General features: G+C 40.7%; 12 protein-coding genes and 1 pseudogene. 7 read left to right on the top strand and 6 right to left on the bottom strand.

The annotated features are described in order from the left end of the window. Positions 1–196, bottom strand: a pseudogene (locus tag C502_RS19040) (IS982 family transposase); the annotation flags it as partial. A 251-nt stretch (positions 197–447) separates the two neighbouring features. On the opposite strand from C502_RS19040, the gene rpsP reads away from it, so the two are divergent. The 4 genes from rpsP (at position 448) to rplS (ending at position 2,622) form a co-directional block, all read left to right on the top strand. Next, a complete protein-coding gene (gene rpsP, locus C502_RS0117460) occupies positions 448–705 on the top strand; it encodes a 30S ribosomal protein S16 (protein WP_018680056.1) in 258 nt (85 codons plus the stop codon). 16 nt (positions 706–721) lie between these two features. Beyond that, on the top strand, positions 722–1,270 hold the full coding sequence (rimM, locus tag C502_RS0117455) for a ribosome maturation factor RimM (RefSeq protein ID WP_018680055.1): 549 nt from the start codon (positions 722–724) through the stop codon (positions 1,268–1,270). Positions 1,271–1,315: 45 nt separating this feature from the next. Beyond that, on the top strand, positions 1,316–2,056 hold the full coding sequence (gene trmD / locus C502_RS0117450) for a tRNA (guanosine(37)-N1)-methyltransferase TrmD (RefSeq protein ID WP_018680054.1): 741 nt from the start codon (positions 1,316–1,318) through the stop codon (positions 2,054–2,056). 194 nt (positions 2,057–2,250) lie between these two features. Beyond that, positions 2,251–2,622 (top strand): 50S ribosomal protein L19, encoded by a 372-nt coding sequence (rplS, locus tag C502_RS0117445; protein ID WP_004803988.1) that lies wholly within the window; start codon positions 2,251–2,253, stop codon positions 2,620–2,622. 57 nt (positions 2,623–2,679) lie between these two features. Here rplS and C502_RS0117440 read toward each other — a convergent pair whose 3' ends face one another. Together C502_RS0117440 and C502_RS0117435 are read right to left on the bottom strand one after the other, a co-directional pair. After that, entirely contained in the window at positions 2,680–3,654 is a 975-nt protein-coding gene (locus tag C502_RS0117440; protein ID WP_023274803.1) for a lipase family alpha/beta hydrolase, read from the bottom strand. Between the two features lie 104 nt (positions 3,655–3,758). Next, on the bottom strand, positions 3,759–4,802 hold the full coding sequence (locus tag C502_RS0117435; protein ID WP_018680052.1) for a lipase secretion chaperone: 1,044 nt from the start codon (positions 4,800–4,802) through the stop codon (positions 3,759–3,761). Positions 4,803–4,939: 137 nt separating this feature from the next. Between C502_RS0117435 and truB the strand changes: the two genes are divergently transcribed. Together truB and C502_RS0117425 are read left to right on the top strand one after the other, a co-directional pair. After that, on the top strand, positions 4,940–5,833 hold the full coding sequence (truB, locus tag C502_RS0117430) for a tRNA pseudouridine(55) synthase TruB (protein ID WP_018680051.1): 894 nt from the start codon (positions 4,940–4,942) through the stop codon (positions 5,831–5,833). 10 nt (positions 5,834–5,843) lie between these two features. Next, positions 5,844–6,614 (top strand): sulfite exporter TauE/SafE family protein, encoded by a 771-nt coding sequence (locus C502_RS0117425; protein WP_018680050.1) that lies wholly within the window; start codon positions 5,844–5,846, stop codon positions 6,612–6,614. A gap of 14 nt (positions 6,615–6,628) precedes the next feature. Here the strand turns inward: C502_RS0117425 and C502_RS0117420 are convergent, their stop codons facing one another. The 3 genes from C502_RS0117420 to serA all read right to left on the bottom strand — a co-directional run bounded on the left by C502_RS0117420 (position 6,629) and on the right by serA (position 9,795). Continuing rightward, positions 6,629–7,486 (bottom strand): EamA family transporter, encoded by an 858-nt coding sequence (locus tag C502_RS0117420; RefSeq protein ID WP_023274804.1) that lies wholly within the window; start codon positions 7,484–7,486, stop codon positions 6,629–6,631. Positions 7,487–7,577: 91 nt separating this feature from the next. Next, on the bottom strand, positions 7,578–8,447 hold the full coding sequence (locus C502_RS0117415) for an EamA family transporter (RefSeq protein ID WP_018680048.1): 870 nt from the start codon (positions 8,445–8,447) through the stop codon (positions 7,578–7,580). A gap of 115 nt (positions 8,448–8,562) precedes the next feature. Continuing rightward, positions 8,563–9,795, bottom strand: coding sequence for a phosphoglycerate dehydrogenase (gene serA / locus C502_RS0117410; protein WP_018680047.1), 1,233 nt, complete (start codon positions 9,793–9,795; stop codon positions 8,563–8,565). A gap of 356 nt (positions 9,796–10,151) precedes the next feature. Here serA and C502_RS0117405 point away from each other — a divergent pair, with 356 nt between their 5' ends. Further along, positions 10,152–11,561, top strand: coding sequence for an FAD-binding oxidoreductase (locus C502_RS0117405; RefSeq protein ID WP_018680046.1), 1,410 nt, complete (start codon positions 10,152–10,154; stop codon positions 11,559–11,561). The last annotated feature ends 122 nt before the right edge of the window (positions 11,562–11,683 follow it).

Here is an 11,683-nt window from a genome sequence, read left to right as displayed (position 1 = left end):
ATGTGAAAAAGGCTTTGAAATTACTGAAGTGAGAACACTTATACCAAATGGCGATAAAGCTAATTTCCGAGATGGTCAGCTGTGCAGTTCTGATTCTTAAAGAGTAGCGGATTTGTTTGAGAAACTTCCAATAAGTTGATTCAAATTTAAGAAAGAAATCATCGATTACACAGAATAATTCGGTACTATTGAACATTAGGACTAGAGCTTTAGGTTTGGTGTGGTAACTCAACTGATGGCTCTAGTTCTTTTATTTTTCAAGTCAATTTTTTATCCACGATTCGGGTTATATTAAAGAATAGAAAATTTAAAGCAGGGGACAACCTTAAATTTGATCTTTCTTTCAACATAAATATAACGTAGAATACTGCCCTCTATGAAAGGGGTTTGAAGTGTTGCCGATGGTCGGTGCAGGGATAATCCGTAAAAATTATAAGGCTGTTTATCATGGTTGTTATTCGTTTAGCGCGCGGTGGTGCAAAAAAACGTCCATTCTATCAAATTATCGTAACTGATAGCCGTAATGCACGTGACGGTCGTTTTATCGAGCGTATCGGTTTCTTTAACCCAACTGCACAAGGTAAAGCTGAAAAAGTTCGTTTAGATGCTGACCGTTTTGCACACTGGGTTGCTCAAGGTGCTCAACCTTCAGAACGTGTTGCTTCTTTAGCTGCTCAAGCTAAGAAAGCTGCGACTGCTGCGTAATAGTAGTAGATAGCCCATGACATCGACACAGAATGTGCCTGAAGATCGTATTCAGATTGGACAGTTACGTTCAGCTTATGGATTAAATGGGTGGCTCTGGGTTTACTCAAATACAGAACCTATGAGCAATATGTTTGACTACCTACCTTGGTACATTGAAACCAAGGCGGGTTGGCAAACGATTGACGTAAAACGTTGGAAAACACATGGCAAAGGCTTGGTTGTTGCATTAAAAGACGTGAATGATCGTACTGGTGCAGAAAATCTGGTTGGCGCGAATATCTGGATTGCCAAATCTCAGCTTCCAAAAGCAGATGTAGACGAGTACTACTGGTCTGATCTTAAAGGTCTAACGGTGTTAGGTCTGAATGATGATGAACAAGAGGTTAATCTTGGTCAAATCTACGAACTGTTTGAAACAGGTGCTAATGATGTCATGGTCGTAAAAGCGACGCCTGATAGCATTGATGCTGAAGAGCGAATGATTCCTTGGCATAAAGATGTGGTACAACGCGTTGATCTTGAAGCTGGTCGTATTTACGTCAATTGGGGCGTAGACTACTAATCCTTTCGGGGAGGGTAGCGCAGCAGGAAAATAAAGGAGTCTGCGGTGTTTTTTGCAGTCATCACATTGTTTCCTGAAATGTTTGAAGCGATTACAGCGTACGGGATTAGCGGGCGTGCAGCAAAGCGTGACATCGTGCAAGTGACTTGCATTAACCCACGAGATTTTGCTGAGGGCAACTATAAACGAGTGGATGAACGTCCTTTCGGTGGTGGTCCTGGTATGGTGATGATGGCTGAGCCGTTGGCAAAAGCAATTACCCATGCTAAACAACTTGCAATGCAAGCAGGCTGTGTTCATGCGCCAGTGGTGTATATGTCACCGCAAGGCAAAACCTTAAATGAACAGGCAGTACAACAATTCGTTGATTATGATGGTTTGATTGTATTGTGTGGGCGTTATGAAGGGGTCGATGAACGTTTAATCCAGCATTATGTTGATCAAGAATGGTCAATTGGGGACTACGTCTTATCGGGTGGTGAACTTCCTGCCATGGTATTGCTCGACAGTATTATTCGCCGATTGCCAAATGTCATGTCTGATGAGCAATCTGCGATCCAAGATTCTTTTGTAGATGGTCTATTGGATTGTCCACAATATACAAAGCCTGACTGTTTCGAAGGGTTGGATGTGCCTGAGGTACTTAAATCAGGACATCATGCCAATATTGAGAAATGGCGTTTTTTGCAGCGCTATCAACGTACTTTAGACCGTCGACCAGAGTTGGTGGAAAAAGTGGAGTTGACCAAACAGCAAATTAAATGGTTAAAAAATTCAAAAGGTTAAACTGGTATCAGTTTATCTTTGCACCCAACGAGAAGCTTTGCTTCGAGTTCTACTTAAACTGAGTTTAAGTTAAAAATAGGCTCTTTAAGGCAATTTTGCCCTAAAGGGAAAGTTAAACGGGAGATATGCGCTTTAGCCTCTATTCCCAGCGGTGTCAGAGACCTCTTCTCTCCCGCACATATTGGAGATTCCACATGAGTGGTAAACATCCTTTAGTTCAAGCTGTTGAAAATGCACAGTTAAAATCAGACATCCCTGCTTTTGCACCGGGCGATACAGTTATCGTTCAAGTTAAAGTAAAAGAGGGTGAACGTGAACGTCTTCAAGCATTTGAAGGTGTTGTAATCGCGAAGAAAAATCGTGGTTTGAACTCTGCTTTCACAGTTCGTAAAATCTCTAGCGGTGTTGGTGTTGAGCGTGTTTTCCAAACTCACTCTCCAATCGTTGCTAAAATCGAAGTGAAACGTCGTGGTGACGTTCGTCGTGCTAAACTTTACTACCTACGCGAGTTGTCTGGTAAAGCTGCACGTATTCGTGAAAAGTTACCAGCTCGTAAACAAGGTTAATTTTAACTTTGTTGTAAAGCAAAAAATGCGCCAATTGGCGCATTTTTTGTGTTTGTTCTATAGTCCTTGTAATTTTAAGCGGTTGGCATGTTGGCGATAAATGTCAATTGGGTCAGGTGCAAACAGTGATTTCAAACCTAGAACTTGGTTGACTTCATCTGCATGATTCCATGGTAGATTATCTCGGATTGTTCGACCAAATTTAGCACTACAACGGCTCACCATCCCATCATTATCTCCTTTAATATCGACAATCAGACTGGTTGCAGTAAAGAGTGGATCAAGTGGGTCAAGGATATTGGTTAAGGCTTGTGTGCCAGAGAAAGAATACATATAAATTCCTTTATCCTGATATGCACCTTCACCACAACTTGTGGTTGGTACACCCATAGGGAATCGTGTATTAAATTGTTTTGAACCTTCAACTGAAATACTACGACCAGCGGCTAAAGCATCATGTGGGTAGCTTTTTGGGTCGAGTCCTTGTGACCATGTAATCGCCCCTGAGAAGAAATTCACCACAGCTGCGCCAGCAGTACCTAAGAACGTTCCATCTACGTTCATAATGAGACTAGCGACAGGTGAACCCTTATGAGTGCCACTTACGCTTGTTAATGACGCAACTTTACTTGGCATAATACCAGCCACATAACGAATGGTTGGACCACCTTGGCTATGACCAATGAGGTTAACTTTGGGCTGTCCTGTAATGGCAATAATTTCTTCAACTTGTTGAGCGAGTTGTTCACCACGAATCTCATTTGAGTTAAATGGTGAAAGACGCGTCGTCCAAACATTTGCGCCATTACGTGCAAGGTCGGGTAGGATTTGATGCCAGTAATCAACTCCTAGAGGATCACTTCCTACACGTGAAAATCCAGCAACCCCATGTACAAAAACCATTGGGTATTTAGTTTTAGCATAAGTAGATACGACCGTATTCCCTCTCACTTGTGTTGTATTCGACGCGTAGCTTGTCGATACGCCCATTGCCAGCATAGATAGTGCAAGACAGCGGATTAGTTTTTGCATAATATTTCTCTCGATTTTTGTTTTCATATGGGTCTTGATGTTCTGACGAACGTGACATTGCATCCATGCTAAATAGCTTTATTTCAATGCCTTATGATTTTTTCCTAGTTACTAAACGGTAAATTTCCTCCTTGGTCGTAGACAGTTTCAAAAGTTTGTAAACGTTGTTGTTCTTGTGTCGATTGAAATTGTTGTGATTTGATTTTTTGAATTGCTTGATCTTTCGCTGATGTACTCATATTACTATCGACAATGGTTTTGCGTTCATCTAGATAGGACTGCACACGCTGTTTCCAGTCAGAACGTTGTTGGTCAAGCTGTTCTAAGCGCTGTGTGGCGGCTTCACCAACTAAACTAACACGCATATCACGTAGTTCTTGGGCCGAACCATGTCTCGCTTTGATTTGTGCCGTTAATGCGTGCAAATCATCGAGTTTGGATAAATCTTTGAGATTGTCTTGCCAATCTTGAGGCAGTTGTTCAAAGCGTTGCTGTAATTGTTTCGCTTTCGCTGCGGCATCTAGTGCGTTGTTTTCTAAAATTCGCATACGATCAAGCGTATATTGCTGATAAACATCTTCCGTTCCAAATAAGCCTTCAATTTCAGGATTTGAAAAGAAACGTTGTTTTAAATCATGCATAGAGTCAAAAATAGCTTGGAAGTATTGATAACTTTCTTGTGCAGGTTGTTGTCCCTGTAACTTACTTAGCGCTTGGCGATAATCTAAATAACGTGACCATAAGGCCAAAATTTGTTGTTGTTGCGATGTTTGAAAAGCTTTGGCGATATAAAGCTGAAAGTTCTGACGAATTTCATCAATGCTTCGTTCACCGTGTTGAGAAATAAAATACTCAAAACAATTTCGCGTTTGTTCATTCACAATCAAATGTTGTGATGCATTGAATTCTAATTTGCAGTCAATTTCGGTATCCATCTGACTTGCACTATTAAAATGCGCATCAAGCTTATTTACGCTATTTGAATTTTTAGAATTATTTGATGGCTCTATATTGCTGATAGATTGATCAGTTGAGTTGAGTGGTTGCTGCTGATTATTCGGAGCTAACCAATACAATAAACTCAGCATGAATGCTGAAATGATCAATAAACTACATAATAGTATTGTTTTTCTTCCAATTTTATTCATTAAGCATAATCCATGTGCTTTTAATTTCGGAAACGAAAATAAATTTATCATAAATGTTGTTTTTTTGAGCGCTTAATTTTTGAAAATCCGATGAATAGTTTTGATAAAATAAGCCTTTCTGGTTTGGCTTTTCATTTATGAAAAAAAGCGCTTATCGCCATCTGAGTGGTGTTTTCTTATTAAATAAACCCTTAGGTTTAAGTTCTAATTCTGCACTGCAAAAAGTACGCCGCTTGTTCAATGCACAAAAAGCGGGGCATACGGGTGCATTAGATCCATTAGCAACAGGTTTATTGCCCATTTGTTTGGGAGAGGCGACTAAGTTCTCGCATTATTTATTGGATTCGACCAAGCGTTATCAAACAACCGTCAAACTTGGACAAACCACTGCGACAGGTGATGTTGAGGGTGAAATTCTCCAACAGAGAGATGTCCCTATTTTGACGACAGAGCGCATTGAACAGGTTTTAGCACAGTTTCGTGGCGATATTCAGCAAGTACCACCGATGTATTCAGCATTGAAACGTGATGGTCGTCCTTTGTATGAATTGGCACGTCAAGGGATTGAAATCGAGCGTGAAGCGCGTCCAGTCACCATTTACGACTTAACACTTCTGAGTTTTACTGAAGACAGTTTGATGCTAGATGTGACGTGTTCTAAAGGGACTTATATTCGAGTCTTAGGTGAGGATATTGGCGAAGCTTTGGGCTGTGGTGGACATCTCACCAAATTACATCGAACTCAAACAGGTCATTTTGAAATTAACCCAAGCTATACGATTGAGTATTTAGAAAGTCTTTCGCTGGCAGAGCGAGATGCTTTATTGCTTGCAGCATATGCACCAGTCGAACACTTTCCACGCGTTCAATTGCCAGAAGGACGGGAAAAATATTTTGGTAATGGGCAAGAAAGTAATATTGAACATGAAGCTGCTGCTGAAGTCTTAGTTTTTGATGGAGAGCGTTGCTTAGGTTTAGCCGAGATCACTGATAAAAAACGCCTCGTGCCGAAACGTTTACTCAATTTATAAGGTTGTATTGATGGAATGGGAGCTGAGCCTAAGTTTAGTGTTCTTTGCCTTTTGTGCGGGAACGATTGATGCCGCAGTTGGTGGTGGTGGACTGATTCAGATCCCTGCATTGATGGGCGCATTGCCACAAACCGCGCCTGCAACATTATTTGGAACCAATAAATTGGCTTCTATTTTTGGGACAGGTTCAGCTGCGCTTTCATTTGTACGACGGGTTAAATTGCAGTGGTCACTACTGGCGGTGATTGCAATTTTTGCTTTTATCAGTGCTTTTGTGGGAGCATCTTTTGTTGCCAAAATACCTGCCGAGATATTAAAACCCTTTGTCTTGGTCATGCTGATTGTGATTGCGATTTATACCTTGATGAAAAAGCAATTTGGGCAAGTGCATGTGGATCAGCACATCACACCGAAGTTATTGTTTTTTGCTGCACTCGGTAGCTTAGCGATAGGTTTCTATGATGGCATTTTTGGTCCAGGCACAGGCAGCTTCTTTATCTTCTTTTTTATTCGCTTTCTGCAAGTGGATTTTTTACATGCCTCTGCTTTATCTAAGATTGGTAATTTTATGACTAATCTGGCGGCACTGAGCTTCTTCATTCCAACGGGTCATGTACTGTTTGCATTGGGGGCGATGATGGCAGCAGCCAATATTGCAGGCTCATTATTGGGTGTACGTTTAGCTCTAAAATACGGTAGTGGCTTTATTCGTATTTTATTTCTGATTTTAGTCAGTATATTAATTTGTCGCTTGGGTTATCAAATCTTTACGGGGCAGTGATAGGGTGGAAAATATTATGTCTTTTCCCCTCGTAAAGTGACACCAATTGAAGCCACCATAATACAAGCCAACGCGACCCATTGAATTAAACTAATTTGTTCATGCAGTAATACCAGTCCAGCTAAAGCCGCAAGTGCAGGTGCAAGACTTGAGAGCGTACCATAGCTGAGTTTACTTAAACGTTTTAGAGCCATTAGATCAAGTGCATATGGAATTGCAGTCGCTAGGATCGCAATGATTAAAGCTTTACCCCAATATTGAGTGTCGAGTAGAGCAGGCGCATTATTCCAAAGACCAAAAGGCAACAAGGTGAATGCCGATAAACCAATCGCGATGGTGAGTGCATGCATACCAATATTCTGTTGAACCACTCGATGTCCAAAATAAATATAGAAGGCCCAAAATAAGCCTGCACCAAGTGCGCAGGCGGCACCAAGATAGGAAAAATGTTGGGTGTTCGCATTGTGCCAAGGCACCATAAGCGCAATGCCCAAGATGGCAAAAGCTACCCAGATGTAATCACTACGCTGTTTAATCGAAAGTAAGGCTAAACCGAGAGGGCCAATAAATTCTAGACCAACCGCAATCCCTTGAGGGAGTTTTCCCAAAGAGGTATAAAACAAGATATTCATACAGCCTAAAGACGCGCTATATAGCAGTAAATCTCGCCATTTTAGGTATTTGAGCTTAGCGATCACTTTCCATGAGCGGAACATGATCGCAACTAGAATAGTGGCGAAGCTCAACCTTAAAATGGTCACGGTGAGAGGATCAAGTGTCGCAATCAGTTGTTTAGCAAATGAAGCACTGATTTGATAAGCCACCATGGAAAGAACCATGTATAGCACAGCGACCAACTGAATATTTTTCATGGGAGATCTACAAAATCAAAGTAAACAGACCTAAAAATAGGCACGATGATTATATGCTGTGAAAACGACATTATGATCATACAGTGACATTTTATTGAGCCTGTTTCTGTTGTCTAGCCTGTTGCGTGGTAAAGGTACAACCGATTGAGGCAATAATAATGGTGCCTAGCGCGAGCCATTGATTCCAAAGCAACATTTCACCTAAGAAAATAAAGCCTGAAAGCGCAGCGACAGCAGGTTCTAAGCTCATTAATGTACCAAAGCTCAGTGGGGTTAAACTGCGCAAAGCAATCATTTCTAATGAGAAGGGTAATGCACTGGCTAAAATCGCAAGACCCATAAAATAATATAAGTTGGGAAGTTCAAACACTCGATCTATTGCGCCTGAAAAGGCTGCGAAAGGAAGTAGGCACAGCATACCAATACTCATGCCTAAACAAACCGTATGATTGCCTGAGATACCAGATGGCTTTTGCCCTGCAATAATATACAGTGCCCAACATGCACCTGCACCGATGGCAAAGCAAACACCGATTAAATCAAGACCTTGTTGTGCTTGTTGCAAAGGGAATAATAGAACCAAGCCAAGAATGGCACAACCGACCCAGATGAAATCATATTTTTGTCGTGCATGAAACAGCGCCACACTGAGTGGCCCAATAAATTCAAAGGCTACGGCTAAGCCCAAAGGTAAACGTTCAAGCGATAAATAGAACAGGGCATTCATGCCTGCAAGTGCAACACCATAGCTAAGAATCGCTTTCCAACGCACCACTTTAAAATTGATCGTCCAAATTTTAAAAATCAATGCCAAGATGATTGCACCAAAGCATAAACGTATGGCTGAGACCGTGAGAACTGGAAAACTTTGGAATAGAATTTTGGCTAAAGAACCACTGCCTTGCACACACAACATGGCAATCATTAATAACAATAAAGCATGTAGTGGTGTTTTTAACATTGGAGGAACAACTTATTATTTGAACGATTGGTACATTATTCACATAATAATTCAAATGCAAATAAAAAAGCCACAGCATTTACTGTGGCTTTTTATAGATTATTCTAAATTTAGCTTAGAACAATACACGTACGCGAATTGTGCCTTCAACTTGGCTTAAGGTATCAAGCGCTTCTTGAGAAGCAGATGCGTCAACATCCATAACTAGATAACCAATATCACCTTTGGTCATTAAAGACTGACCAGAGATATTGATACCTTGTTCAGCAAACAATGTATTGATCTTAGACAACACACCCGGAACATTTTTGTGGATGTGAAGTAAACGATGCTGACCATCAGAAAGTGGTAATGCGATTTCTGGGAAGTTCACCGCAGAAAGCGTCATACCTTTATCTGAATACGCAACGAATTTTTCAGCAACTTCTAAACCAATGTTTGCTTGCGCTTCCATGGTCGAACCACCCACGTGCGGTGTTAAAATCACGTTGTCTAAACCACGCAATGGAGATAGGAATTCTTCACCATTTGCTTTTGGTTCTTTCGGGAATACATCAACTGCTGCACCCGCAATGTGACCTGATTTAATCGCATCTGCTAAATCTTCGATAATCACACATGTACCACGTGCTGCATTAATGAAGATCGAACCTGCTTTCATTTTCGCGAACTGTTCTTTTTTGAAGAAATTACGTGTAGATGGAACATCTGGCACGTGCAAAGAAACCACATCAGCAGTTGCTAGAAGTTCATCCAATGAACCCACTTGGCGTGCATTACCTAACGGTAATTTAGTCACCGCATCATAATAGCAAACTTTCATACCTAAGCTTTCAGCTAAAACTGAAAGTTGTGAACCAATCGAACCGTAACCAATGATACCCAACGTCTTACCACGAGTCTCAAAAGAACCAACTGCAGATTTGTTCCAACCGCCTGCATGTGTATCTTTTGATTTTTCAGGTACACGACGAAGTAATAAAATTGCTTCAGCAAGAACCAATTCTGCAACAGAACGTGTATTTGAATATGGTGCGTTGAAAACAGGGATACCACGAGACATCGCTGCTTTTAAATCGACTTGGTTTGTACCGATACAGAAACAACCTACCGCAATCAATTTATTCGCCGCTGCAAAGATTTCTTCAGTCAATTGAGTACGCGAACGAATACCAATAAAGTGCGCATCTTTGACGGCTTCTTTCAAAGCTTCGCCTTCAAGCGCTGTTTTATGGGAATCGATGTTGGTATAACCCGCTGCATTTAAAGTGTCGATGGCATTTTGATGCACACCTTCTAACAGAAGGAAACGGATTTTGTCTTTCGGTAGTGATAGATGTTGGCTCATTACGGCTCCGCTACAAAGGCCAAAATTTAGTTGCCGTATCATAGCATACCGCGTTGACTTATAGATATTTCGTTTAAAATTAGCGCAGCATAATTGTTGATAATTTTTCAGTTTCGAATGAATTATCGTGTTTATACACATTTTGTTATGACAGTATCCTTATCCTGTGCTTTATCCCTTGGCTGCTTACATGTAAAATAAAGAAATACGATAATCAAACTGATGAATTTAAAGTTTGATGTTTTCGCTCGCGTTTCTATATTTTGGATGTTTCGATACCTATTCTTTAAGGGATTGAAAAATATTATATTGCCATCCAAAAGCCCGATATTTACTTCTTGCTAGGCCTGTAAACGATGAATGCTTCAGTCGATTTGACACCTGAGTTACTAACCCAATTAACTGCAATTGTGGGTGAAAGCCGTATTAAAACCGATGCCGATAGTTTGGAAAATTGGGGGCGAGATCACACCAAACATTTTGATCCGAACCCATCAGTCATCGTTTTTCCTTCAAGCACTGAGCAAGTTCAAGCGATTGTCAAACTTGCCAATCAATTCAATATCGCGATTACGCCATCGGGTGGTCGTACAGGACTTTCGGCAGGTGCAGTCGCGACCAATGGCGAAATTGTGATTAGCTTTGACAAGATGAATCAAATCTTGGAGTTTTTCCCTGCAGATCGTATGGTACGTGTACAAGCAGGTGTAGTGACTGAACAATTGCAGAACTACGCCGAAGAACAGGGCATGTACTATCCAGTTGATTTTGCATCTACAGGTTCTAGTCAAATTGGTGGAAATATCGGAACTAATGCAGGCGGTATTAAAGTCATCAAATACGGTATGACACGTAACTGGGTGCTTGGCTTAACGGTTGTGACGGGTAAAGGCGATATTTTACGTTTAAATAAAGGCATGATTAAAAATGCGACGGGTTATGCGTTGCAGCATTTGTTTATCGGTGGTGAAGGCACATTAGGTTTAGTGACTGAGGCTGAGATTAAACTTGAGCGTAAGCCACAAAACTTACAAGTCATGGTATTGGGTACGCCTGACTTTGAAGCAGTGATGCCTGTATTACATGCTTTCCAAAAAGAAATCGACTTAACCGCATTCGAGTTCTTTGGTGAAGTGGCAATGCAAAAAGTGTTAGATCGTGGACATGTACAACGTCCATTTGAAACAACTTGCCCATTCTATGTATTACTCGAATTTGAAGCGCCATATGAACCGATTATGGACAAAGCAATGCAGATTTTTGAGCATTGTATGGAACAAGGTTGGGTGATTGATGGCGTAATGAGCCAAAGCTTAGAACAAGCTCAAAGCTTATGGCGTTTACGTGAAGATATTTCAGAGTCAATTGCGCCGTATATTCCTTATAAGAATGATATTTCAGTGTTGATTACGCATGTGCCTGCGTTTATTGCTGAAATTGATGCGATCGTTGCAGACAATTATCCAGATTTTGAAATCTGTTGGTTTGGTCATATTGGTGACGGTAATTTGCACTTAAATATTTTAAAACCTGAAAACTTAACTAAAGACGAATTTTTTGCGAAGTGTCAGGTGGTGAATAAATATGTGTTTGAGACTGTGAAAAAATATGATGGTTCAATTTCAGCCGAGCATGGTGTGGGGATGACCAAAAAGCCATATTTGGAATATTCACGTTCGCCTGAAGAAATTGAATATATGAAAGCATTAAAGTTAGCGTTTGACCCGAACGGGATTATGAACCCAGGGAAATTATTTGATCTCTAATGTTTGATTAAATAAAAGAGTTTCTGTTGAAAGCGTATCGAAAGATGCGCTTTTTTATTTTAAGATATGTGTTCTAGGTGACCATAATTTAGTGGTCAATTTATATGTTCTGAGCTAAATAT

Origin of the sequence: Acinetobacter tjernbergiae DSM 14971 = CIP 107465 (assembly GCF_000374425.1) — a bacterium.
Taxonomy (GTDB): Bacteria; Pseudomonadota; Gammaproteobacteria; order Pseudomonadales; family Moraxellaceae; genus Acinetobacter; species Acinetobacter tjernbergiae.
This window is presented reverse-complemented; position numbering and strand designations above follow the sequence as displayed.

What these genes read in the sequence shown, in the direction of transcription:
- rpsP (WP_018680056.1), top strand. Translation starts at nt 448, where the DNA reads ATGGTTGTTATTCGTTTAGCGCGCGGTGGTGCAAAAAAACGTCCATTC.
- rimM (WP_018680055.1), top strand. Translation starts at nt 722, where the DNA reads ATGACATCGACACAGAATGTGCCTGAAGATCGTATTCAGATTGGACAG.
- rplS (WP_004803988.1), top strand. Translation starts at nt 2,251, where the DNA reads ATGAGTGGTAAACATCCTTTAGTTCAAGCTGTTGAAAATGCACAGTTA.
- C502_RS0117440 (WP_023274803.1), bottom strand. Translation starts at nt 3,654, where the DNA reads ATGCAAAAACTAATCCGCTGTCTTGCACTATCTATGCTGGCAATGGGC.
- C502_RS0117435 (WP_018680052.1), bottom strand. Translation starts at nt 4,802, where the DNA reads ATGAATAAAATTGGAAGAAAAACAATACTATTATGTAGTTTATTGATC.
- truB (WP_018680051.1), top strand. Translation starts at nt 4,940, where the DNA reads ATGAAAAAAAGCGCTTATCGCCATCTGAGTGGTGTTTTCTTATTAAAT.
- C502_RS0117425 (WP_018680050.1), top strand. Translation starts at nt 5,844, where the DNA reads ATGGAATGGGAGCTGAGCCTAAGTTTAGTGTTCTTTGCCTTTTGTGCG.
- C502_RS0117420 (WP_023274804.1), bottom strand. Translation starts at nt 7,486, where the DNA reads ATGAAAAATATTCAGTTGGTCGCTGTGCTATACATGGTTCTTTCCATG.
- C502_RS0117415 (WP_018680048.1), bottom strand. Translation starts at nt 8,447, where the DNA reads ATGTTAAAAACACCACTACATGCTTTATTGTTATTAATGATTGCCATG.
- serA (WP_018680047.1), bottom strand. Translation starts at nt 9,795, where the DNA reads ATGAGCCAACATCTATCACTACCGAAAGACAAAATCCGTTTCCTTCTG.
- C502_RS0117405 (WP_018680046.1), top strand. Translation starts at nt 10,152, where the DNA reads ATGAATGCTTCAGTCGATTTGACACCTGAGTTACTAACCCAATTAACT.